The 23,887-nt window shown below is 54.0% G+C and carries 24 protein-coding genes, 2 pseudogenes and 1 riboswitch; of the genes and pseudogenes, 11 read left to right on the top strand and 15 right to left on the bottom strand.

The genetic code is table 11. The features are described from left to right. Positions 1–111: 111 nt before the first annotated feature. Positions 112–1,794, bottom strand: a complete 1,683-nt coding sequence (locus B9K09_RS17205; RefSeq protein ID WP_087517969.1) for a fatty acid--CoA ligase — start codon at positions 1,792–1,794, stop codon at positions 112–114. A gap of 194 nt (positions 1,795–1,988) precedes the next feature. Between B9K09_RS17205 and B9K09_RS17210 the strand changes: the two are divergent. Beyond that, positions 1,989–3,163 (top strand): annotated as a pseudogene (locus B9K09_RS17210) (acetyl-CoA C-acyltransferase). 67 nt (positions 3,164–3,230) lie between these two features. Here B9K09_RS17210 and B9K09_RS17215 read toward each other — a convergent pair. Then, complete coding sequence (locus B9K09_RS17215) at positions 3,231–3,860, bottom strand: LysE family translocator (protein WP_087519146.1); 630 nt, start codon at positions 3,858–3,860, stop codon at positions 3,231–3,233. A gap of 75 nt (positions 3,861–3,935) precedes the next feature. Between B9K09_RS17215 and B9K09_RS17220 the strand changes: the two genes are divergently transcribed. The 3 genes from B9K09_RS17220 (at position 3,936) to B9K09_RS17230 (ending at position 6,773) form a co-directional block, all read left to right on the top strand. After that, positions 3,936–4,901 (top strand): 2-hydroxyacid dehydrogenase, encoded by a 966-nt coding sequence (locus B9K09_RS17220; RefSeq protein WP_087517970.1) that lies wholly within the window; start codon positions 3,936–3,938, stop codon positions 4,899–4,901. A gap of 30 nt (positions 4,902–4,931) precedes the next feature. Continuing rightward, a complete protein-coding gene (locus B9K09_RS17225; RefSeq protein ID WP_087517971.1) occupies positions 4,932–5,930 on the top strand; it encodes a class I SAM-dependent methyltransferase in 999 nt (332 codons plus the stop codon). A 47-nt stretch (positions 5,931–5,977) separates the two neighbouring features. Next, positions 5,978–6,179, top strand: a riboswitch (yybP-ykoY riboswitch). 9 nt (positions 6,180–6,188) lie between these two features. Then, entirely contained in the window at positions 6,189–6,773 is a 585-nt protein-coding gene (locus tag B9K09_RS17230) for a TMEM165/GDT1 family protein (RefSeq protein ID WP_087517972.1), read from the top strand. Positions 6,774–6,852: 79 nt separating this feature from the next. On the opposite strand, the gene B9K09_RS17235 is transcribed toward B9K09_RS17230, so the two are convergent. The 5 genes from B9K09_RS17235 to B9K09_RS17255 form a co-directional block, all read right to left on the bottom strand. Next, positions 6,853–7,842, bottom strand: coding sequence for an NAD-dependent epimerase/dehydratase family protein (locus B9K09_RS17235; protein ID WP_087517973.1), 990 nt, complete (start codon positions 7,840–7,842; stop codon positions 6,853–6,855). Between the two features lie 74 nt (positions 7,843–7,916). Continuing rightward, a complete protein-coding gene (locus B9K09_RS17240; protein WP_087517974.1) occupies positions 7,917–8,732 on the bottom strand; it encodes a M48 family metallopeptidase in 816 nt (271 codons plus the stop codon). Positions 8,733–8,859: 127 nt separating this feature from the next. Continuing rightward, positions 8,860–9,477, bottom strand: a complete 618-nt coding sequence (locus tag B9K09_RS17245; protein ID WP_087517975.1) for an SOS response-associated peptidase — start codon at positions 9,475–9,477, stop codon at positions 8,860–8,862. 61 nt (positions 9,478–9,538) lie between these two features. Then, entirely contained in the window at positions 9,539–9,799 is a 261-nt protein-coding gene (locus tag B9K09_RS17250) for a DUF2007 domain-containing protein (RefSeq protein WP_087517976.1), read from the bottom strand. Continuing rightward, a complete protein-coding gene (locus B9K09_RS17255) occupies positions 9,799–9,981 on the bottom strand; it encodes a CPXCG motif-containing cysteine-rich protein (protein ID WP_087517977.1) in 183 nt (60 codons plus the stop codon). The genes B9K09_RS17250 and B9K09_RS17255 overlap by 1 nt, the downstream gene beginning before the upstream one ends. 155 nt (positions 9,982–10,136) lie before the next feature. On the opposite strand from B9K09_RS17255, the gene B9K09_RS17260 reads away from it, so the two are divergent. Further along, complete coding sequence (locus B9K09_RS17260; RefSeq protein ID WP_177408735.1) at positions 10,137–11,300, top strand: 1-acyl-sn-glycerol-3-phosphate acyltransferase; 1,164 nt, start codon at positions 10,137–10,139, stop codon at positions 11,298–11,300. Positions 11,301–11,369: 69 nt separating this feature from the next. Here the strand turns inward: B9K09_RS17260 and B9K09_RS17265 are convergent, their stop codons facing one another. Next, positions 11,370–11,651 (bottom strand): hypothetical protein, encoded by a 282-nt coding sequence (locus B9K09_RS17265; protein ID WP_371917412.1) that lies wholly within the window; start codon positions 11,649–11,651, stop codon positions 11,370–11,372. Positions 11,652–12,042: 391 nt separating this feature from the next. Between B9K09_RS17265 and B9K09_RS17270 the strand changes: the two genes are divergently transcribed. Continuing rightward, positions 12,043–12,249 (top strand): hypothetical protein, encoded by a 207-nt coding sequence (locus B9K09_RS17270; protein ID WP_087517980.1) that lies wholly within the window; start codon positions 12,043–12,045, stop codon positions 12,247–12,249. A 74-nt stretch (positions 12,250–12,323) separates the two neighbouring features. On the opposite strand, the gene B9K09_RS17275 is transcribed toward B9K09_RS17270, so the two are convergent. Then, on the bottom strand, positions 12,324–12,908 hold the full coding sequence (locus B9K09_RS17275) for a YajG family lipoprotein (protein WP_087517981.1): 585 nt from the start codon (positions 12,906–12,908) through the stop codon (positions 12,324–12,326). A 164-nt stretch (positions 12,909–13,072) separates the two neighbouring features. Between B9K09_RS17275 and B9K09_RS17280 the strand changes: the two genes are divergently transcribed. Together B9K09_RS17280 and mqo are read left to right on the top strand one after the other, a co-directional pair. Continuing rightward, entirely contained in the window at positions 13,073–13,306 is a 234-nt protein-coding gene (locus B9K09_RS17280; protein ID WP_087517982.1) for a hypothetical protein, read from the top strand. Positions 13,307–13,774: 468 nt separating this feature from the next. Further along, positions 13,775–15,277, top strand: a complete 1,503-nt coding sequence (gene mqo / locus B9K09_RS17290; protein ID WP_087517984.1) for a malate dehydrogenase (quinone) — start codon at positions 13,775–13,777, stop codon at positions 15,275–15,277. A gap of 83 nt (positions 15,278–15,360) precedes the next feature. Here the strand turns inward: mqo and B9K09_RS17295 are convergent, their stop codons facing one another. The 3 genes from B9K09_RS17295 to B9K09_RS17305 form a co-directional block, all read right to left on the bottom strand. Next, positions 15,361–15,717, bottom strand: coding sequence for a pilus assembly protein PilZ (locus B9K09_RS17295; protein WP_087517985.1), 357 nt, complete (start codon positions 15,715–15,717; stop codon positions 15,361–15,363). A gap of 59 nt (positions 15,718–15,776) precedes the next feature. After that, the gene (locus tag B9K09_RS17300) at positions 15,777–16,199 is read right to left on the bottom strand and encodes a DUF4124 domain-containing protein (RefSeq protein WP_087517986.1); all 423 of its coding nucleotides are present in this window, start codon (positions 16,197–16,199) and stop codon (positions 15,777–15,779) included. 69 nt (positions 16,200–16,268) lie between these two features. Next, the gene (locus B9K09_RS17305) at positions 16,269–16,643 is read right to left on the bottom strand and encodes a tol-pal system YbgF family protein (RefSeq protein ID WP_087517987.1); all 375 of its coding nucleotides are present in this window, start codon (positions 16,641–16,643) and stop codon (positions 16,269–16,271) included. A gap of 129 nt (positions 16,644–16,772) precedes the next feature. On the opposite strand from B9K09_RS17305, the pseudogene B9K09_RS17310 reads away from it, so the two are divergent. Then, a pseudogene (locus tag B9K09_RS17310) lies at positions 16,773–17,493 on the top strand (outer membrane assembly lipoprotein YfiO). Between the two features lie 182 nt (positions 17,494–17,675). Next, positions 17,676–19,127, top strand: a complete 1,452-nt coding sequence (gene pyk, locus B9K09_RS17315; protein WP_087517988.1) for a pyruvate kinase — start codon at positions 17,676–17,678, stop codon at positions 19,125–19,127. 91 nt (positions 19,128–19,218) lie between these two features. Here the strand turns inward: pyk and B9K09_RS17320 are convergent, their stop codons facing one another. Genes B9K09_RS17320 through B9K09_RS17330 form a run of 3 tightly spaced genes read right to left on the bottom strand, consistent with a single transcriptional unit; the run spans position 19,219 to position 22,086 of the window. After that, entirely contained in the window at positions 19,219–19,989 is a 771-nt protein-coding gene (locus B9K09_RS17320) for an enoyl-CoA hydratase (protein ID WP_087517989.1), read from the bottom strand. Positions 19,990–20,024: 35 nt separating this feature from the next. Further along, entirely contained in the window at positions 20,025–20,966 is a 942-nt protein-coding gene (locus B9K09_RS17325) for an iron-sulfur-binding ferredoxin reductase (RefSeq protein WP_087517990.1), read from the bottom strand. Beyond that, a complete protein-coding gene (locus tag B9K09_RS17330; protein WP_087517991.1) occupies positions 20,959–22,086 on the bottom strand; it encodes a diguanylate cyclase in 1,128 nt (375 codons plus the stop codon). Before B9K09_RS17330 ends, B9K09_RS17325 begins: the two co-directional genes overlap by 8 nt. Positions 22,087–22,295: 209 nt before the next feature. Between B9K09_RS17330 and B9K09_RS17335 the strand changes: the two genes are divergently transcribed. Further along, complete coding sequence (locus tag B9K09_RS17335; RefSeq protein WP_087517992.1) at positions 22,296–23,819, top strand: fumarate hydratase; 1,524 nt, start codon at positions 22,296–22,298, stop codon at positions 23,817–23,819. Positions 23,820–23,887: the final 68 nt, after the last annotated feature.

The raw sequence follows: 23,887 nt of genomic DNA on the forward strand, positions 1-23,887 counted from the left end.
CACCGCACATAGCGATGTACCGCTAAAGCAAGAATGGCTAGAAAATAGCAATTAGCAAGCCAAACGCTTGTTTGACTGATCAGTCACAGTCAAACCTTCGACTTACACTGGTTATAACGTCGACAAAAATTCGCTACCGGCTGCTTGCCATTGGGCGATATCCACGCGAATTCGTTTCTTATCCAGCTTGCCCACACTGGTCTTGGGAATTTCAGTAACAAGCGCAATTTGCGTTGGAATCGCCCACTTATTAATGTGGCCCTGCTCAACAAAAGGCTTGAGATGATCCTTTAGTCCTTTGGCATCCAACTGCTGGCCTTCATGTAGCACTATCAATGCAAATGGTCGTTCACCCCACTGCGGATCGGCCACTCCCACTACTGCCACTTCACGCACAACGCTGCTGCGACTGATCAGGTCTTCAAGCGCAAGTGATGACAACCACTCGCCGCCCGTTTTAATGACATCTTTAATTCGGTCGCGAATATCAATAACGCCCATGCCATCAATCGTCGCAACATCACCGGTATGCATCCAACCGTGTTGCCACAACTCCTCACCTTTCTCCGGCTCACGGAAATAGCCTTGCGTTAGCCAAGGCGAACGCAGCACCAACTCACCTTGGGTTTCACCGTCAGATGGCAGAATTTTTCCCGCGCTATCCATGATCACCGCTTCAACCATCGGTACAGGAACGCCAGCCTTGATGCGATAGGTAATACGCTCATCTTCGCTGCCCGCTTGTAACTCCGCGTTGAGGTAGCCACAAGAAATCAACGGGCAGGTCTCTGACATGCCATACGCCGCAGTCAACTGGATACCAGCCGTTTTGGCTGCATCGTAAACAGCACGGTTCAACGAACTGCCGCCGATGATCATTTTCATGCCGCCAAAGTCATGGCCCTTGGCGCTTGGGCTGTTGAGCAGCATCTGCAGAATGGTCGGAACGCAATGCGAGAAGGTTACTTTTTCTTCGCGAATCAACTTGCACAATAACTCTGGCTCGTAGCGACCCGGATAAACTTGCTTGATCCCAAGCATGGTCGCCACATACGGAATGCCCCACGCGTGTACGTGAAACATCGGCGTAATAGGCATATAGACATCACTGTTGCCCAGCAATCGTATGCTATCAAGAGAGCCAACGGTCGTGCCCAATGCGAGCGTGTGCAACACCAACTGACGATGGGTGAAATACACGCCTTTCGGATTACCTGTAGTGCCAGTGGTATAAAAAGTGGTCGCTACCGAGTTCTCATCAAAATCAGCAAAATCATAACTTGGGCTGGCGCCAGCAAGCAGTTCTTCATATTCGCCAATACAACCTGGGAGATCAGAAGTTTTAAGCTCTGTATCGGTCAGTAACAGCGTCTTCTCAACAGTGGTCAGTTGATCAGCCAAGCCATTATAGAGTTCGACAAACTCGGTATTTACCAGAACAAACTTATCCTCGGCATGGTTCATGGTGTAGAGGATTTGTTCAGAGGAAAGCCGGATATTAATAGTATGCAGCACCGCCCCGATCATCGGCACCGCGAACATGCATTCCAGATAACGGTGACTGTCCCAATCCATCACCGCGACGGTATCACCGGCCTTGACCCCCGCCTCGCTCAGAACATTGGCCAAGCGTGCAATGCGTTCATTAAGGGTCGTGTAGTCATAACGAACCTGATCGCGATAAACGATTTCACGGGTTTTTTCATAACGCCCTCCTGAAAGCAGCAAGCGCTTTACCAATAACGGCGACTGATGGGCATTAGCTGAAGGAGGAATTATCCGAGTTTGCAACATTTGGCACCTTTCGACATTCGGGTATTTGAGTGGCTAAGACTCTAGAGCGCTCTAGCAAGGCGCAAATCAACCGAAAGAATGATTTGAAATATGACTCACAAACAGTTTTCAGTCACACTACATGGATCAAGACCATATAAGTCACAATTCGTCTTCCATATCGTTTTATACCCTTTGCTTATGAGGTAACAACCATGTCTGAGATTGTCATCGTTAGCGGCGCGCGCACTCCTATGGGCGGCTTCCAGGGCAGCTTATCCAGCGTTCCAGCAGTTGAACTGGGTGCCACCGTTATTCGTGAAGCAGTCAGCCGTGCTGGCATTGCCCCAAGCGATGTAGAGGAAGTGATTATGGGCTGCGTGTTACCTGCCGGCCTTAAACAAGGCCCAGCCCGCCAAGCCTCGTTGAACGCAGGTCTGCCAAGCGCAACCGGTTGCACCACAATTAACAAGCTCTGCGGCTCGGGCATGAAAGCGGTCATGCTGGCTCACGACCTGCTTAAAGCTGGCAGTAACAAAGTCATGGTTGCTGGCGGTATGGAGAGCATGTCCAACGCACCCTATATCCTCGAGAAAGCTCGCAATGGCTTGCGTATGGGCCACGGGGAAATCAAGGACCATATGTTTCTCGACGGCTTGGAAGATGCACGCACAGGCCGTCTAATGGGTTCTTTTGCTCAAGAAACTGCTGACACACATGGCATTACCCGCGAGGAAATGGACGCCTACGCTATTGAGTCGCTAAAACGTGCGCAAGCCGCGATCAGCAATGGCTCGCTCGATGCAGAAATCGTCTCGGTGACAGTTAGCAGCCGCAAAGGCGAGGTTGTAATCAAGGATGATGAGCAGCCGCACAATGCCAACCTGGAGAAAATCCCTAGCCTGCGCCCTGCCTTCAAAAAGGACGGAACCATCACCGCAGCTAACGCCAGCTCCATCTCGGATGGCCCTCGGCCCTGGTTATGATGAGCGCTGAAGAAGCAGCCAGGCAAGGCCTCAAGCCACTGGCAAAAATCGTTGGCCATGCAACTCAAAGCCAAGACCCTAGTGAATTCACGCTGGCGCCAGTTGGCGCAATGACCAACCTATTCAACAAAACAGGCTGGAGCGCAGATCAGGTTGATCTGTTCGAGATTAACGAAGCCTTTGCCATGGTAACCATGCTGGCAATGCGCGAACACAATCTCGACCACAGCAAGGTCAACATCTATGGAGGCGCTTGTGCTCAGGGCCATCCGGTTGGTTCTACCGGTTCGCGAATTATTCTGACGCTGATCAATGCCCTGAAAAACACCGGTGGTAAGCGTGGTGTTGCAGCACTGTGTATCGGTGGCGGTGAGGCGACTGCAGTCGCGGTTGAACTGCTGTAACTACCATCTCTCCAGAACCAGAACGCCCGGCTTTGTCCGGGCGTTCTGGTGTTTATATGCAAGGTTTCTAGCGCAGAGAGGTGAACGCCAGCTTAATACCCAATCCCACCAACACCGCGCCCATCAACCGGTCAAACCAGTGTCCCATCCGAGCGAAGCCAGCACGTACTCGTTGATGACTAAACAACATCGCTACCAGGCAAAACCATAAAGCCGTAGCAGCCGCCAAATACCCCCCGTAACCGGCCTGTACCAGCAGTGGCGTGTGTGGATTGATCACCACGGTAAACAATGACAAGAAAAATAATGTGGCTTTAGGGTTAAGCCCATTGGTGACAAAACCGGTGACAAAGGCCCCGCGCGCTGAGCGCTCATCAACAGGTTTATCCAGATCAAGGCTTGCCGGGTCTGCTGGCTTAGCGCGCAGGGCTTTGATACCGATGTAGACCAAATAAGCCGCAGCCAGCCACTTCAATGCATTAAATAGCACGATCGATTGCGATACGATCAGGCCAATGCCGAGCAATGAATAGGCAACATGAACAAAAATACCAGCGCCAACACCAAGGGCAGTAAAGATCCCTGCACGGCGTCCAGAACCCACGCTTTCGCGAACGACAATCGCAAAGTCTGGGCCCGGGCTGGCGACAGCGAGCAGATGAATTAATGCTACGGTAAAAAACTCGGCCCAATACATGGCAGTCTTCGTTCCCATGAGTCTGTTAGTCTTCAAGACTAAGCCCTTTCCATCCGCAAAATAAAGGTACAACTGATGAGTAACAGTCACCTCGCAGTTTTTCTCGACCACAGTTCTCTTGATCTCGGTGACCTCGATATGGCGCCGTTGCAGCAGGCCTTTGGCGAGTTACGCGTGCATGATCGCACTGCCCCGCAACAGATCATCGAACGCCTGCAAGGTGCTCAAGTAGCCATCATCAACAAGACCGTAATCAATGCGCAGACGCTGAAGGCTTGCCCTGACCTCAAGCTGATTTTGATATCGGCAACCGGCACTAACAACGTCGATCTCAAGGCCGCGCGCGAACAGGGCGTGACCGTGTGTAACTGCCAGGGTTACGGCACACCTTCGGTTGCTCAACACACCTTGATGTTGCTGCTGGCAATGGCAACTCGCCTGCCGGATTACCAGCGTGACGTAGCGGCTGGGTTGTGGCAAAAATCATCGCAGTTTTGTTTGCTTGATTATCCAATCGTTGAACTTGAAGGCAAAACCCTTGGCGTACTCGGCCACGGCGAGCTCGGCGGCGCGGTGGTTAAACTGGCAGAAGCCTTTGGCATGCGTATTTTAATCGGGCAAATTCCTGGCCGCCCGGCTCGTCCTGATCGCTTACCGCTGGCCGAGCTATTGCCGCAAGTTGATGCACTGACCTTGCACTGCCCACTGAACGCCGAAACTGAAAACATGCTCGGTGCTGAACAGCTCCAACTGATGAAGCCAACCGCTTACATCATCAATACAGCACGCGGCGGTCTGATCAACGAACAAGCGCTAGCCGATACCTTGCGCAGTGGTCATCTGGGTGGGGCTGCAACCGATGTACTCACCCAGGAGCCACCGACCAGCGACAACCCTTTGCTGGCGGGTGATATTCCCCGTTTGATCATCACGCCACACAGCGCATGGGGCAGTAAAGAGGCACGCCAACGTATCGTGGTGCAGATGGCGGAGAACGCTCAAGCATTTTTCAGCGGTGCAGCGCGTCGCGTAGTCAGCTAAGCTGCGCGCCTTTTAAATCGAGGAGCGATCATGGACCCGCGAAGCGAAGTATTGCTGCGACAGGCAGAGTTGTTTGCCGGCCCACTACTCTTGGCGGGACTGCCCAGCGATGATTTGCTCGGGCACCTGCCCGATGCGCGAAGCTGGAGCTGGCATGCAGGTGACCATGCTCTACTTGAAGCACGCTTTGCCGGGCGCAATCACTTTGGTGTCAGCGCCCCGCAAACCTCAGCAGAAGCCGGCGTGCTGTTTCTGCCTAAATCCCGTGATCTGACCGAATACCTACTCAACGCTCTGGCCGCAGTGCTGCCTGGACGCGAACTATTCCTGATCGGTGAAAAACGTGCCGGCATCGAGCGCGCAGCCAAACAGATGGCGGCATTCGGCAAGCCGCGCAAACTCGACAGCGCTCGTCACTGCCAGCTTTGGCAGGTGCGGGTTGATAATACCCCGCCAACGCCTGACCTGAGTGCATTAGCGCAGCACTACACGCTGCAACTGGCTGACGGCCCATTAACGGTTGTAAGTCTGCCTGGCGTATTCAGCCACGGGCGCTTGGATGTCGGCAGCCAACTGCTGCTGGAACACCTTGATGGCTTGCAAAGCGGGCACATGCTCGATTTTGGCTGTGGCGCCGGGGTCCTGGGCTCAGCCCTGAAACGCCGTTATCCAGACAGCCATGTGAGCATGCTTGATGTTGATGCCTTTGCAGTTGCCAGTAGCCGCCTGACGCTGGCACAAAACAACCTTGAAGCCGATGTGATCTGTGGCGACGGCATTGACGCCGCGCCGCTTGAGCTAAGCACCATTCTTAGCAACCCACCGTTTCATCAGGGTGTGCACACGCATTACCACGCCAGCGAAAACCTGCTGCGTCAGGCTGCGAAGCACCTCAAGCCCGGTGGCCAATTACGCATCGTTGCCAACAGCTTCCTGAAATACCCAGCATTGATCGAACAGCACCTTGGCGCCTGCACGACACAAACCGAGGCCAAGGGTTTTCGTATTTATGACGCACGAAAAAACTGAGCGCTTGGTTAATTCAACTTGCCCAACCTTGCCTGTTTAGGCAGAATGCTCGCGTCCTAGGGGAGTAGTCCCCCGCAAGCTCTGCTAAACAGCGAGTTTGCCCGGCGCTCGTCAACATACTTGGTCAACAGACCATGGCGAGTGCGACCCAGGCCCAAGCGGCCAGCGGTTTGACAAGACCTATGACACGCACACCTTACCCGGGGCGGGAAGGCTGTACGTGTCATAGCCGTTTTGACCCGCCCCTTCGGAAGCCTGATGCTTGAATCTCTAACCGTCCCAACCCTGATCGTTGCCTTGGCTGAAATCGGCGATAAGACGCAACTGCTTGCGCTGTTGCTGGCTGCGCGCTTTCGCAAACCCTGGCCAATTATCGCCGGTATCATCGTGGCAACACTGGCCAACCATTTTGTCGCGGGTGCCGTCGGTAATTGGGTTGCGGGGTTCTTCTCCCCTGCCACGCTAAGCTGGGTGCTGGCAGTCTCGTTTATCGCCGTGGCGTTATGGACATTGGTGCCAGATAAACTCGATGACGATGAAGCATCAGGCCTCAAGCGTTATGGACCCTTCCTGACGACCTTGATCGCATTCTTTCTAGCTGAGATGGGCGATAAGACCCAAGTCGCGACGGTGATGCTGGCAGCGCAATATCCACATTTCATTTTGGTTGTCATCGGCACCACGCTGGGCATGTTGATTGCCAACGTACCTGTGGTTCTGGCAGGTAACTTTGCAGCTGAACGCCTGCCACTCACCCTGATTCGCCGTTTGGCGGCAAGCGCCTTCGCGGTCCTGGCGGTGTATGCGATCTATCAAGCACTCAAGTTCAGCGGTTATTTATAATCGACCCAGAAGTTGAAGGCATTCGCTCAGGTTGCGCAGTTATTGGATATATCCAGCTGCGTCGCCTGAGCAAGCACGATCATTCATCGATATAGCCGTTGTCACGAAACCACTTAATGGTGCGCGCCAAGGTCACATCCAATGACTGCTCGGCGACAAAACCCAGCTCCTCTCGCGCCTTGCTGCCGTCGAGAAACTGACCGCCAGCCATCACCGCAATGGCGGTATCGCTGAGTAGCGGTAGCTTGCCGGTTAAGCGGTAACGCAGCCGTCCAAGAGCGGCGATAACCCGCACTATTTTTAACGATGCAGGTTTGGGAGCTGGCACGCCCAACTGCTGAGCAATCTTTGTGCTCAGCTCAGACAGCATGATGTTTTCACCAGTCAGCAGATAACGCTCACCAACCCGGCCTTTTTCCAGCGCCAGCAGCAGCCCTCGCCCGGCCTCGGCAGCATCAATAACATTACGTGCGCCTTGCACATAACGAGTCATTTCCCCGTTGGCGATGGCGGTAATTAAACGCCCGGTACTCGGTCCGCTGTCGTACTCACCCAAGCTCATGGCAGGAATCGCGGTTATCACCGGCAAACCGCTACGCGCCTGCTCTCGTGCTTGTTCATCAAGCGCCCATTTACTCAGTAAGTAGCCATTACGCCAGCTCGGCATTGATGGGTAAAACAGACCTTCATTGCCAAGCTGAACCTGCGGGTCACGTGGCAAAGCAATCGCCGCACCGACATAGACAATGCGCGGTACACCGGCTGCCAGGCATGCCGCATAGAAATGGTTGTTAAGATCCAGCGCACTCGACACATCGTCCTGCCACCGTCGGGGCCGCGTCGGGTAGTAACCGGCGCTAAAGATCACTCCATCTATATCACTTAAGGCCTGCGCCAAGGCTGCATGATCGAACAGGTCGGCACTGCGACACTCGGGGCTCAAGTAGGAAAGGCGCTCGATACGCGAAGATGGCCGATGAATAAGTACCAGCTCATGCCCTGCAGCACGAATGGCGCGGGCCGCGTGATGGCCCAACAACCCGGTAGAACCAATGACGGCGTACTTCACAACGACTCCTGAGCCTAAAAAAAAGCCCAGAAAACCAATACGGTCACTGGGCGATTTAACTTACAAGGTTTGTGTCAGCGCTTGGCCTGCTGGTACAGCGGCATCACCTTTGGAATAGCGGCTTGCAATGAGGCAATGCGGCTACCTGATGAAGGGTGAGTACTCATAAACTCTGGTGGCGCGCCCTCGCTGGCCTTGGCCATCTTGTTCCAGAGACTAACCGCAGCATTAGGGTTATAACCGGCACGCGCAGCCAACTCCAAACCGATCAAGTCAGCTTCGTTTTCATTCGAGCGGCTGTTTGGCAGCGTCATCCCATACTGCACGGCGTAGTCGGTCAGCCCGATGACATCTTGGCTCAGCCCCAGCAACGCCCCTGCCCCCTGCTTGGCGATTTCGATGCCGTAGGCCTTGGACATGGCTTCACGCCCATGCTCACGCAAAGCGTGAGCAATTTCATGGCCCATGACCGCGGCGATCTCATCGTCGGTTAGCTTTAGTTTGTCGATCAGGCCGCTGTAGAAAATAATCTTCCCTCCAGGGCCGCAATTGGCGTTGAGTTCTGGGCTATCAATCAAGTTGACTTCCCATTGCCACTGCGCGGAGTCAGGACGAAAGTTCGGCGCTTGCTTGATCAAACGGTTGGCGATGGTTTGCAAACGTTTGGCGTCGGCCGTGTTTTTTTCCAACTTGCCTTTGCTTGAGGCGGCAGCCACAGTCTCTTTATACGACTGAGCGTATGACTGATTGACTTCATCGGTCGAGAGCATGCTGAACATGTACTGTTTGCGATCGACGCCCACAGCACCGCCACTTGTGGTGTTCACAGATTGGCATCCAGCCAGCAGCAGTGCAGCAGCGAGCGCCGTTACGGGCAACGACATCTTCATCCTGAATCTCCTTTGGGTAAGACCTCTATGCTAGGCCGCACAACGTCTCTGAGCAACTGGCAAACATACACATAAACCGCTGTTTGTGAAGATTTTCTTAGAATAACAAATAAGCCAAAACACGCTATTACGCCGGGGTCAGGCACTCAGGTGCATCGAGCTTGGGATCATTAACAAAGTTGGCCAATACACGTTCCCGCAATACCGGCTGCGCACTGGTGAGTATCATCAGAAGCTCATCAAAAGGGGTGTCTGGATCGAGCCAGAGCTGCTGCTGCGCCTCATTCAAAATCAATGGCCGCCGCTGATTGGCTGCCGCCTGAGTAACCACCGCAGCACTTAAATACACCGCGCCATCAACGGGATACGCCTCCCACAACGCGGCGAAATACAGCGTCGGGGCGTCGCCAGCCAGCCAGTAAGGGCGTTTGCGTGTAGTGCCACGCCATTCGTAAAAGCCATTGGCGGGCAGCAAGCCTCGACGTAAGCGAAATGCCTCACGAAACATCGGCTGATCGGCAACGGTTTCAGCACGCGCCTGTGCCGGTGTCCTGCTGAGATCAACCATCCAAGGCGGTGTTAAGCCCCAGCGCACACGGCTGAGGGTTTGCTCGCCAGCTTCACGACGCAGCAACAGCACCTGCGAATTTGGCGAGATACTCCAATGTGGCTGTTGGTCCTGCGGGAAGCCCGGCAACCCTGCAAATGCTGGCGACCAACGGAAAAAAGCATAACGTCCACACATGGTTTTACTCAATTTTGCAGCAGGTCATGCAATGCATGCCGGATTTAATCTGACGATACGTCTAACAGACTAATTCGCCTTGATAGCTTTCGGGTTCATCTCCCGGTAGCGGTTGCGCACCATTGTACGCAGTGATCAACTCGCGCGCCTGCCCTGCCTGCTGGTCATTAACCATCAAGCCAAGCAAACCGCTGGCCGGCAACTCACCTACCGCACCGGAGAGATGTCGCCCCGATATAAATGCTTCGATCCCTTCACTGGCGAGCATGCCAAGTAACAGCTCAGCCTCAATCAAGTCTTGCGGCTCATAGATCCGTTGCATTAGTCATTCTCCGCTCTGACATCCAGCGTCCAGTCTTCACCATTAGTAGAGAGGTCAAAGACAATCGGCCGGCAACACACTTCACAGTCTTCAATGTACTGCTGATCCCCGGCAGACAGGTCAAGTAGTGCCTCGACTGTCTCACCGCAATATGGGCATTGATACATCTGACTTTCGAGCATCCCAGCCTCCGTGTGACTTGAGGGTATAATCGTGGGTCTATTGCAAGCCCATGCACTTACTGTTGATATACGCCGCTGTGCAGACCCGCAGTATTTGCAGGACGTTCACTTCAAAATACTGGTAGCAAGCTACCGGCTAACCACATGAGATCATGATGGGCGAATTTGATTCCATCCGGCCCTACGCCGACGCAGAAGTTCCCGCCGTTCTGGCGCGATTGCTTGCGGACGACGTATTTCTCGGCATCCTCACTCAGTTCCGTTTCCCCCGTTTGGCCAAACCATTCGGCTGGTTGCTTAAACCACTTATAGCCTATCGGCTGCGTAAAGAGTTCATTGGGGTCAATTCTGTCTCTGCATTGCAGGACAAAGTCGAACCCTATGTCGACCGTTCGATTGAAGATGCAACCGACGGCGTCACCTATTCAGGCGTCGAGGGCCTCAAACCCGGCAGCGCTTATTTGTTGCTGGCCAACCACCGAGACATCGTGATGGACCCGGCCTTTGTCAACTATGCGGTGTACCACGCGGGCCTACCGCCCCCCCGAATCGCGATTGGCGACAACTTGCTGCAAAAGCCTTTTGTCAGCGACCTGATGCGACTCAACAAAAGTTTTATCGTGCACCGGACACTCAGCGGTCGTCGAGAAAAGCTGGCGGCCTACCAATTGCTGTCGGCCTATATCAGCCATTCGATTATTAATGATTGTGAATCGATCTGGATCGCCCAAGCTGAAGGGCGTGCCAAAGATGGCGATGATAGAACTGACTCGGCAATCCTGAAGATGTTTCATATGAGCCGCAAAACCGAAGCGTTCGGCGATGTGATCCGCTCACTGAAGCTGACCCCGGTGTCGATCAGCTATGAATACGACCCTTGCGACCTGGCAAAAGCCCGTGAGCTGTATATCCGCGCCACCACCGGCACCTATGAAAAAGCCGCTGGCGAAGATGACCAAAGCATCGGTCTGGGCATCACGGGTTACAAAGGCCGTGTGCATATTCACTTTGGCAAGCCGATTGAGAGCGAGTGCGAAGACAGTAAGCAACTGGCGCTCGAAATGGATAAATGCATTCTCGGCGACTACCGCTTGTTCCCGGTTCACTATCTGGCTTACGAAATGTGGGCGGAGCAGGATCCTCAATTGCAGGTGCCGCCAGCACTTCAATTGTTCGGCAAAGACGAGCTTGAGGCTGCCAAAGAGCAATGGAGTAAGCGCTTGGCTGCTTGCCCCGCGGAACAGCAACCTTACTTAATCCTGCAATACGCCAACCCGGTGCGTAACCAGTACCGAGTCAAAGCAGGTTTGTCGTTGTAAGTTGTAAGCCAACGCTGAATCAAAAAAGGCAGCCTGAGGCTGCCTTTTTCAAATCAATTATGCGCACCTCTAGAGCTGCGTGCTCGCCTCGGATAACAGCAAACCAAACAGTAACGCCGCACTGGCAAAACCATAAAAAAACTGGTTCAAGCGCTGGGTCGGCACATCTATCATTGCGGACTCATTGACCCGCGCGTCGACGTCACTGGCTAGCATGCGCGCTATCGCACGCTGCTCACGGATACGGGTCATCAACAGCAGCAGACCTCCCGCCAGCGCAAAAAACAGCGCCAAGGCATTCACCGTTCGCCTCGGATACGCGGTAAACAAGGACCACAACATCTGCAACATCAACAACGTCTCCACATCAGATTGGTGCAACTTGCGATGGGTCGCACCAGCAAGGGGACAAAACCTGCCCGCATTGCTTAAAAAACCTAAACAAAGCGGCCTTATTGGCTCTGAAAAATCGCATTTGAGTGCTCAGAACCGCTGAGCAGGTCATATTCAGTACTGTTTTCGCCACAGCCGAAAACGGATCAGCACGCCAATCGGGCCGAAATAAAGCGGCGCAGTTTACGCCAACCGCCCACTTAGATGATTCACTTCCGACGAATGAAAAACCCAGATCAAAGCTGTCTGAAAACCGTCACAAAACTGGCCTAATGTTTGAATCCTCTTTGTTACGCGGCTACGCAATACTGCGCGGCGCGCTTCCTACGCTAAAGAAGAGGAAACTGTCATGCTCAACCCACAACCTGTTGACCACGATTACATGATCGAATCACTGGAAGAAGTGGACGATGTGATTGATGAGCTTTCTTTCAATGTCCAGGACAATCACTGGCTGGTGTACTGCTCAATGGGTGGCCACGAACATTACGACTTGCCCGATATCGATTCCAACACCGGTTTGAGCCTGCCCGAACTCTACGAAGAGGTTGCTTGAGAGCAATCTGAGTTAAACGCCTTGCCAACAAAAAGCCCGCTAAATGCGGGCTTTTTGTTGGCAAGGCGAAACTATTACTGAGCCAGAATCTGGCCAATGGTTGGATCTTTAAAACTACGGGTCAGCGCGTCACTGAGCACATCGCTAACCAGTTTGGTATTGGTTTCCTGATTAGGCGCAGTACCTGAACGTTGATTCAGCGATGCGCCATAACGGCCGGTATAACGACGCGAGTTGTTTTGCACCTCGGAACGAATCGTAGCGCTGATATCAGACTCATTGACGAACATATTGTCCTTCGGCGATTGGAACTTCAATTCAGCCAAGGTCAAGGTCAAAGTCGGTGCATTGACTGCGTTTGCAGTCGGGGTGAAGCCCAGCAAGCGCACTGCTGCTTCAGCTTGAGCCTGCAGCTTGGGTACGATGCTATTGGCTGAGACTGAGATTGAGCTGGTTTCTGGGTACAAGCCACCACGTGTGCCCAATACTGGAGACGGGCGACCATCAACCACGCGGACTACAACTGGCTGGCCACGGCCAACGGCGGTGAGCGGACCGGTCAGCTTCGGGTCGGGATTAAGTTGTTGAGGGCTGAGTGCGCAGCCAGCCAGTGTCAGGCTCGCTACAGCTAACAGACCAATAAACAGGCGGTGCAGCATGCTCGTTTCTCCCTAAATTGAGGCGTAAAAAGTTGCCAGCAGTATACCTAGGCTAACAGCGCCAAGCATTAAGAGTCTGAAAGGCCATCGCAGGTTCCTGTAACTGCCTTGTAATGCGCTTGTGAGATAAGACTTTAGTCTTTGTTTTAGCGGGGGATTGAGCCATGTCACTATTGCGTTCGTTGTTTTCGCCACGCCACCCAATGCGTACTTTTGCCCTGCTCGACAGCTATGGAGTTTGCCGTGCCTTTAAGCAGTCAAGCCAAGCCCCAGAAGGCTTAGGTTGGATTGAAGTATGCGAGCAACGCCTCAACTGGCTCAACAGGCCACTGCCTGCGCACGCCAAAATCGCACCGGTCGTCACATACTCAAATCGGAAAAAACCGTTGGCTGCCTGACCGGCGGAAGAATAAAAGTCACACAGGGCGATCAATTTTTCCTCTTTCGCCTTATAATCGCGCCCCGATTATAAGGACGCCTCCTGATCGGCCTCGCCGTCCCGCTGATGCTTAAGCCATCGGCAATGCCCACAGAGAGTCGCCCACTTCGCACCCCTGCTTTGGCTGCAATCCATCAGTTGGTCGTGCAACAATGCTGGCACCTTGTGCCGCATCGGTTGAGCGTACGGCTGACACATGCCAAACAGCGGCGCGAACTTTTGAGGTTCACGTCTCCAAAAGAGCGTGAAAAAAACGGTTTTAACGACTTCACAAGAGTGTGGCGAAAATATGAACAGCATTGCATGCGGCAAACGCTCTGTTATCACTCAACCCCAAACAGCTAGAGGCTTCAGCAACTGCTGACCTGCGAAGTTTCACGCGAGGGCTTTAAGCCTTGATTTGGGTGCTGATTTTGGAGAAGTGGTAATGGCGCAAAACGATTACGAATCCGTAGATATGGTGCTTGTCGGTGCCGGTATCATGAGTGCGACTTTGGCCGTGCTCTTGAAAGAACTCGACCCGACCATCAAGCTTGAAATTGTTGAACTTATGGACTCTGGGGCCGTTGAAAGCTCCAACCCGTGGAACAACGCAGGTACCGGTCACGCTGGCCTCTGTGAACTGAACTACACGCCGGAAGCGGCGGATGGCTCGATCGACATCAAGAAATCGGTCAGCATCAACACCCAGTTTGAAGAATCCAAACAATTTTGGGCCTATTTGCTCGAACAAGGCAGCCTCGGCTCGCCGAAAAGCTTTATCCATCCAGTGCCGCACTTGAGCTTTGTCCGCGGCGAAAAGGGCATTGAGTTTCTCAAAACTCGCTTTGAAGCGTTGAGCAAACATCACGCCTTTGAAAAGATGGAGTACACCGAAGATCGCGAAACCATGGCGCAGTGGATGCCGTTGATGATGCCGGGCCGCGACCCGAACGAACGCAACGCCGCAACCCGTGTAATGGCCGGTACGGATGTTAACTTTGGTGCATTGACCAAACACCTGCTCGATCACTTGACCAAACAACCGGACGCACTCGTTAAGTGCAACCAGAAAGTCACTGGGCTTGAGCGCAGCGGCGACGGCTGGCGTGTCACCATCAAGAATGTCAAAGATGGCAGCAATCGTCAGCTACAAGCCAAGTTCGTCTTTCTCGGTGCTGGCGGCGCGGCCCTGCCACTGCTGCAGAAGTCGGGTATCCCTGAAGGTGAAGGTTACGGCGGCTTCCCGGTCAGCGGTCAGTGGCTGCGTTGCGACAACCCAGAAGTGGTTAAGCAGCACCAAGCCAAGGTCTACAGCCAGGCAGCGGTTGGCTCTCCGCCTATGTCGGTACCGCACCTTGATACGCGCGTAGTCGACGGTAAAAAGTCGCTGTTGTTCGGACCTTACGCTGGCTTCTCGACCAAGTTCTTGCGTCACGGCTCATTGATGGACCTACCGCTGTCGGTGCGTCCAAACAATATCGGGCCGATGCTCGCAGTTGCCCGCGATAACTTCGACCTGACCCGCTACCTGATCAAGGAAGTACTGCAGTCGGAAGAGAAGCGCTTGCAAACCCTGCGCGGCTTCTACCCAGAACTGAACCCTGCTGACTGGCGTCTTGAGGTCGCAGGCCAGCGTGTGCAGATCATCAAGAAGGACCCTAAACGCGGCGGTATCCTGCAGTTCGGTACAGAACTCGTTGCTGCGGCTGACGGCTCTCTGGCAGCTCTGTTGGGTGCATCGCCAGGTGCATCGGTAACGGTTTCGATCATGCTTGATCTAATCCGTCGCTGCTTCCCTGAACAGGCTAAATCCGAGCAATGGAGCAGCAAGCTCAACACTATTTTCCCAGCAATGGGGGATGTGTTGGCGACTGATGCTGAGCGTTATCGTGAAGCTCAGGCGCGCTGCGACCGCCTGCTGCAACTCGACGAGCCTGAGAACGCTTGATCCAAGTTGGATTAGCTGCATAAAAAAACCGCCTTCAATGGCGGTTTTTTTATGCCTACAGAACGCTCAAGTCTGGTGTGAACTCAGGCAGATGCCGAAAGCGGATGAAAGCTGAAGTAGACGCGCAAGGCTTCGACCATTTCAGTGTACTCAACTGGCGGGGCGATCAACGAGAAGCCTGAGTCAAAGTAGCCAGGAGTCACGTCTTCGCGAGACCACTTGCAGGTCGCTGTAAAGTCGATAAAGCATTGTGTGATCTGGCCAGGAAGTTTAATCCGCATATCAAACCGGCCTGCGATCAACATCGGTAGCTCGCTGACCAGTAACAGACCGTCGTACGATACGTTGCCGATATAGCCCATAGGTTTATCGGTTATGCGGTTATACACCTTCAGATAGTAAGGTAGCTGATGGCGCTCAATATGTCGCTGCATTGGCATGATGGCATATCGCTATGTTTAGCCAAATAGTATGGCTGTACTTATGCATTTAGACCAGTTCACAAACAACGACTGGAAATTTTTTCACGCAATTGTGCGCGCGCTTGATCCAGTTGCGCATCACTGTAATAAGTCCGTGCACCACTCGCCTCAACCCTATAATAGCGACGACCTTCGGGCATTTGCGCAAGACTACTGCGCAACTTCTGACATTGGGCCTCACGTTCACTGCGGCGCTGCGCAGATGCTGCATCCGCTTGGGCCTGCTCTTGGCGGCGCGCATCATAAAATCGCTCAGAGCGCTGCTCGCTGTCACGGGTGGCCTGATCACGCTCAACCACCTGCGGCTTGACCTCGACCACCGTGGCTCCCTGCTCCGTTGGTCGCTGGCCGAAATGGACCTGGCCCTTAGCGTCGGTCCATCGATAAATCTCCGCCGCCGCGAGTCCCGGCAACAACAATAAGCAAAGTAACAACCGCATATTTCCCTCATCCGGCAACATTGAGCGCTATCGCCAAGCGATAATTTACCAACAAGCAAAATCCAACCGTCAAAGTGAAGTATGAGTAGTTTTTACCGTTGCTGGCGTTACGTTGTGCCCCAACTCGCTGAGCGTTTGCAAGCGTGCCTTGGCGCGGTATGCATACTCGCTAGCGGGATAACGACTGATGATGAATCCATAAGTTTGTGCAGCATCGACAAACAAATTCTGACGTTCGAGGCACTGCCCACGCAGCAATGAGATTTCCGGCTGTATATAGCGCCGTGACCGGCTGTAGCGCTCTGCTTGGGATAACTCCAGCATCGCCCTATCACAGTTGCCTTGGTCATACGCCTCATAAGCACTGTTCAGATGCCGATCAAGCGCCCAGCGCGTACAGCCCGACATGGCTAGCAGCACAGTTATCAACAACAAGGTTCGCATACATTCTCTCCTTCTATGAAGAGTCTATCGGCATATTAGGCAAAAGCTTCAGCCCAAACCTCGGATAGGTACTGCCAGTAACTTGTCCACGCCTAAACTCGGGGCTCAATCTACGAGCAAGGAAGCACAATGCCACCCATGCGCCTTGTCAGATATCTGCTTGCCAGCTGTTTGGCCATCAGCGCTTGCGCGCCAACTACCCCATTGTTTATAGCTCAACTCACAACGGGTGAAGTGGTTGAATACAAAGCCCTGAAAACCAACCGAATGACCGCAGCAATTGAAGAAGAAGGCGACCTTCTGACTTACAGTGCGCTGGCTATTCGCAATGTCCAAAGCCCACAGGCGGAAAACCTCTATCTATCGGGCTATAGAGATCACAACCTTAGCAACGAAATTCGCGCCATCGCCCTTTACCAGATCGCTCTGCTCTACATGAGCCGCTTCAACGACCAGCGAGACGACGCCAAAGCGCGCGGCACAGGGCGTACAAAAAAACTCACGCGAACTGCTCGCGTATTGGCAGCCGCAACTGAATTTGGACCTCAACAAGCCGAGCCTCGACCCTGACATGACCTTGCTTTCACGCCGCGCCGTATTGAAGAACCGTGTTGCCGAGGCTGAAGCACTCTACCGTCTGGCAGTAAATGACCCGGACGTGCCAGCGGTTATCAGACATAAAGCCCTTTATCAAATGGCGCTGATGTACCAAGCCCCCGATAACCCTCGTGCTGATCGCAACAAAGCAATCGCCTACCTTCGTCAGCTGTTGCAACAAAAACCTGAGCCCAAGCTGAACCATCAGGCATCTGCACACCTTGATCGAGCATTGAATCAGGACCCAATCTAACCGGCATTAAGCCGTCATGTTCTTCTACTACTCTGTATTGAGTAATGAATGGGGCACAACGCAGTGCAGACGCTGTGTCACCATTCGGTGACAGATAAAATAAGCCGGTAGTGCAGATGAACAATGACTACAGCCTTACAGCGTAGTAGCCTCCCAGCCAGCTTCAACTCAGGAGTCTGTGCATGACCTTTCGTCGTACCAAAATCGTGGCCACCCTTGGCCCGTCCAGCAACTCGCCAGAGGTGCTTGAACAACTGATTCTCGCTGGCCTTGATGTTGCTCGCTTGAACTTCTCCCACGGAACACCAGACGAGCATAAAGCGCGCGCCAACCTGGTTCGTGAGCTCGCCGCCAAGCATGGCCGCCACGTAGCGCTGCTCGGTGACCTGCAAGGCCCTAAAATTCGTATCGCCAAGTTCGCTAACAAACGTATCGAGCTTGCCGTTGGCGATAGCTTCACCTTCTCAACCAGCCACCCGCTGACCGAAGGCAATCAACAAATTGTGGGTATCGACTACCCCGACCTGGTTAAAGACTGCGGCGTTGGCGACGAGCTGCTGCTCGACGACGGCCGTGTTGTGATGCGCGTTGAGTCTGCAACTGCCGACGCATTGCATTGTTCCGTGCTGATTGGCGGCCCGCTCTCGGACCATAAAGGTATTAACCGTCGCGGCGGTGGCCTGACAGCGCCAGCACTGACTGAAAAAGACAAAGCCGATATCAAACTCGCTGCAGAAATGGATCTTGACTACCTTGCAGTCTCCTTCCCGCGCGATGCCTCTGATATGGAATACGCACGCCAATTACGTGACGAGTCGGGCGGTACTGCCTGGCTGGTCGCGAAGATTGAACGCGCTGAAGCGGTTGCCAACGACGAAACCCTCGACGGCCTGATCCGCGCCAGTGATGCAGTAATGGTCGCCCGTGGTGACCTCGGCGTTGAAATTGGTGACGCTGAGCTGGTCGGTATTCAGAAGAAAATCATTCAGCATGCGCGCACGCACAACAAGGCTGTAATCACTGCAACGCAGATGATGGAGTCGATGATTCAAAACCCGATGCCAACCCGCGCTGAAGTGTCTGACGTGGCCAATGCCGTGCTCGACTACACCGACGCGGTCATGCTCTCGGCAGAAAGTGCCGCAGGCGCTTACCCGCTGGAAGCTGTACAGGCGATGGCACGTATTTGCGTTGGTGCAGAAAAGCATCCGACCAGCAAAACCTCGAAGCACCGCATGGGCGAGCGTTTCCAGCGTTGCGACGAGAGCATTGCGCTGGCGGCAATGTACACCGCCAACCATTTCCCGGGCGTCAAAGCGATCATCGCCCTGACTGAAAGTGGCTACACACCACTGATCATGTCGCGGATTCGCTCATCAGTCCCGATCTACGCGTTCTCACCGCACCGTGGCACGCAAGCTCGCGCCGCCATGTTCCGTGGTGTTTACACGGTACCGTTCGACCCAGCAGAGCTGCCGCCTGAGCAAGTCAGCCAAGCTGCAGTAGATGAACTACTCAAGCGCGGTGTTGTTGAGCCGGGCGACTGGGTGATTCTGACCAAGGGTGACAGCTACCACACCATTGGTGGCACCAACGGCATGAAGATTCTGCATGTCGGCGAAGCATTGGTCTAAAGCTTCGAAGCTACAAAAAAACCGCTCAACTGAGCGGTTTTTTCTTTTAATACGCATGCATTCAAGCGTAAAGATCTTTTTTGACCACCACCTACAGGTTAGAAAAATCAGGCTTACGCCGCTGCATAAACGCCGTCATCGCTTCGCGTGCTTCTGGCGAGTGCAGGCGCTGACTGAACAACTCGCCCTCCGCTGCGATGACTTGGCGCAACTGCTCGCGATCGGGGGCACGCATCAAACGTTTGCTGTCCGTCACCGCTGAAGGTGGCAGCAGGCTGAATCGCTGAGCCATATCAAAGGCTTTGGCGATCGTCGCGGCACTGTCATGTAGCGCCTGATTGGCAATGCCCCAGGCAGCAGCTTGCTCACCATTGAATGCACTGCCCAAAAGCAACAGCTCTGCGGCTTTTGCCTGACCCAACAAACGCGGCAGAATCATGCTGGAACCATATTCAGGGCAGAGCCCAAGATTAACGAATGGCATCTTCAAGGTCGCATCGCGGCTGACATAAACCAAATCGCAATGCAGTAACAAGGTGGTGCCGATCCCCACGGCTGAACCACAGACAGCGGCCACCACCGGCTTGCTGAAGTCGAACAAGGCCTGCATAAACATGAACACTTCACTGTTCAGCCCGTCAGGCGGTGCTTGTAAAAAGTCGGCAACATCATTGCCACTGGTGAAGCAATCATGCCCGCCGGTGATCAATACACTGCGAACGCTTGCATCCTGATCGGCTTGAGTCAGCGTCTGCGCCATAGCTTTATACATCGCTCGGGTCAGCGCGTTCTTTTTTTCGGGGCGATTCATGCGCAGAATCAACACCCCACCTTCGCGCTCAGTCAGTATGTGCGCACTCATGCGAACTCCTAGAAACAGTCCGCAAGCGCCTGTAGCTACTGAGCGTGCGGTAAGAAAAGATCGGAAAACGTCTGATTGCGCGGCACACCTGCCATATACAAGCTACGTGCAAACAACTCAACATTGCCGGGTTTCCCGCAGATTAAGGCGAGAGTTTGCCGGGGGACAAGCCGCAGTTGCGCCAAAGCCGCGGGCAACTCAGCCGCGCTCACGTGCTGCACCTCCAACTGTGGCGTGTTTGCTGCCAGTGTTTGCAAGGGTTCACGCAGATACAGCGCCTGAGCATCATGGGCGCTGTGAATAAGCCGAATCTTGGCTTGATGATTGTGCTGCAAGGCATCGCGCAGTACTGCATACAACGGTGCCAACCCTGTGCCAGCAGCCAGTAGAATCAGGGGCCGTTCTTGCCAATCCGGCTCGTAGCGCAACTCTCCTCCGCTTACCACGCCGACATGCAAAGACTCACCGACACTGAGCAAACGTGCAGCATCGGAGAATGCTCCGCTGTGTCGGCAATCAATATGAAACTCCAGCCAAGGATCAACATCTGGCACGCTGGCGAACGAATATGGTCGAGCGACGCCCTGCGCAGACCACAACAAGGCATGCTGCCCTGCGCGGTAAACCACTGGTTTTTCGGGGATCAGGCGCAGCCTTAAAACCTCAGCACTCAGCCAGTCACATGCGCTTATAGCGGCGCGGGTTGCCTGTTTGCTGGGGTCATAGAGTTCAACACTCAGATCACCCATGACCTGGCACTGACAGGCCAGCCGCCAGCCTTGCGCCCGACTTTGAGCATCCAGCGCTTGCGGTTGATTGTCCTGCAGCTCACCCGCTACACAGCGCACGATACAGGCATGGCAACTACCCGCCCGACAGCTGTAAGGCACTTTGATGCCGCTATCGAGCAAGCTATCAAGCAGGTTTGCAGCCGCTGCGACGGTGACTACCTGGCCCGCTGCACGCAGCTCAGGCATCCGCGCCTACCCATGAAGCAGCACAACGGTTACGGCCGCTGCGTTTCGCCTGGTACAGCGCTTGGTCGGCGCGGTGTAGCGCTTCGTCTAGATCATCATCCATTTTAAGCAGGGTCATTCCAATCGATAAGCTGAGATTATCCACCTTTATACCTAAAGGTTCAGCTCGGCTAAAGGCCACCCGCAAACGCTCGCAACAGGCGACAAAGTGGTCAGGCTCAGTATCGGGCAATAACAACACAAACTCTTCGCCGCCATAACGCGCAACCACATCACCGTCACGTAGACAGGCCTGCGCCACGCTGGCGAAAGTTTGTAGCACCCTGTCACCCGCCGCGTGCCCATGGATGTCATTAATTCGTTTGAAGTGATCCAAATCAATCAGCGCCAGTCCGTGCTGGTGGCCCCGACGCAAGCCGGATATCTCACGCGTGGCAAGATTGAGGAAATGCCGGCGGTTGAATAAGCCGGTGAGTTCATCTGTCGAGGCAAGATCCTCAAGTTGACGCATCATCCCGCGCAAGGTGTCTTGGTGCGCCTGCAAGGCGAAGCGGCGCTGGCGCATACGTTGGCGCATGCTATGCACGTAGCTGGCGAACAAACTCAGCCACGCCAGTGCCACGCTGAGCACACAAACCTCCAGTACAGCGAGCCCCGGCCTGTCTAACTTGAGGTTGTAGGCATCAACGATGTTCAAGCCAGCAAAACCGATAAAAGCCGTGATCGCGCAGCGCACAAACACTTTCGGTCGCAGTTGAAAAACCCCAAACAACAAAATCAGCACATACATGACCAGCATGGGTCCACGCGCATCATCCAGCATTGCAAGGGTCAGGGTTTGCCAGAGCAACGCAACCAGCACCTGCGCCTCGGTCAAGCTAGGGTCCTGAAACAACAGGTTCTTGCCTGAAAGGAACAATCCAAAAAATATCAACTGACTGGATATGACGCCGCCGATAAGCAATAAGAAATTGCCAAGCGGTATTTCTAAATGGTTATAGATGAAAGCAATAGTGCCTAAGGCTAGCGCCAGAAAATAGGTGAAGACCGCCATACCAAAGCGCTTCAGCATTAGGCTTTGCAGGGAACGGCTAGCAAGGGCTTGAGCGCTTTTGCTCATGGAGTCCATCCCATAAAGGCATATCGCCACTACTGTACCTTTAACTCTATAAACTAACTAGCGCGGTTTAGCAGAATACGTCCCTCAATAGGCAGGTGCCCGTCAACCCGTGTGCGCGCTATACTACGCGCCATTTTTTATCGTACGCACACCGGATAGTTCTATCGGTGCACCCATCAAGTTCCTGCCCAAATAAAGGAGCGCCAAGCATGACCGTGATCAAGCAAGACGATCTGATCCAGAGCGTTGCAGACGCCCTGCAGTTTATCTCCTACTACCATCCCGTTGATTTCATTCAGGCGATGCACGAGGCCTATCTGCGAGAAGAGTCGCCAGCTGCACGCGACTCAATGGCGCAAATTCTGATCAATTCGCGCATGTGCGCTACCGGGCATCGCCCAATTTGCCAAGACACCGGCATTGTCACAGTCTTCATCCGCGTGGGTATGGATGTGCGCTGGGATGGCGCAACCATGGGCGTTGACGACATGATCAACGAAGGTGTGCGCCGCGCCTACAACTTGCCTGAAAACGTGTTGCGCGCATCGATCCTGGCCGACCCGGCTGGCGCTCGCAAAAACACCAAAGACAACACGCCAGCAGTGATCCACTTCTCTATCGTCCCTGGCGACAAGGTTGAAGTAGACGTCGCGGCCAAAGGCGGCGGCTCCGAGAATAAGTCGAAGATGGCCATGCTCAACCCATCCGACTCAATCGTTGACTGGGTACTTAAAACCGTCCCAACCATGGGCGCGGGCTGGTGTCCGCCGGGCATGCTTGGCATTGGTATTGGCGGCACGGCGGAGAAAGCCGCGGTCATGGCCAAAGAAGTGCTGATGGAATCCATCGACATCCACGAATTGAAGGCTCGCGGCCCGCAGAACCGTATAGAAGAGATCCGTCTTGAACTGTTCGAAAAGGTCAATCAACTGGGCATTGGTGCTCAAGGCCTTGGCGGTTTGACCACCGTGCTCGACGTTAAGATCATGGACTACCCGACCCACGCAGCTTCGCTGCCAGTCTGCATGATTCCTAACTGCGCAGCCACACGTCACGCCCACTTCGTACTGGATGGCTCTGGCCCCGCCGAACTTGAAGCACCATCGCTGGACGCCTACCCGGAAATCGTTTGGGAAGCAGGTCCTTCGGCGCGTCGAGTTAATCTCGACACCCTGACTCCAGAAGACGTACAAAGCTGGAAGCCAGGCGAAACAGTCTTGCTCAACGGCAAAATGCTCACCGGTCGTGATGCGGCGCACAAGCGCATGATTGAGATGCTCAATCGTGGTGAAGAGCTGCCAGTCGACCTCAAAGGTCGTTTCATCTACTACGTGGGCCCGGTTGATCCGGTTGGTGACGAAGTCGTTGGCCCAGCAGGCCCGACTACTGCTACGCGGATGGACAAGTTCACCCGTCAGATCCTTGAAAGCACAGGCTTGCTGGGTATGATCGGTAAATCCGAGCGCGGTCCTATCGCTATCGAAGCGATCAAGGACAACAAAGCGGTGTATCTGATGGCTGTTGGTGGCGCCGCTTATTTGGTGTCACAGGCAATCAAAAAATCCAAGGTTCTGGCATTCGCCGAGCTGGGCATGGAAGCGATCTACGAGTTTGAGGTCAAAGACATGCCGGTCACCGTAGCGGTCGACACCAAAGGTGAGTCTGTACACATCACTGGCCCTGCGATCTGGAACAAAAAGATCACTGACAGTCTGGCGGTTGAGGTTAAGTAAGCGCTCACTTTTAAATGGGTCCTGACCCGCGATTACTGCCTTAAACAAAACGCCCCGACTTGCTCGGG

Source organism: Pseudomonas sp. M30-35 (assembly GCF_002163625.1).
Classification (GTDB): domain Bacteria; phylum Pseudomonadota; class Gammaproteobacteria; order Pseudomonadales; family Pseudomonadaceae; genus Aquipseudomonas.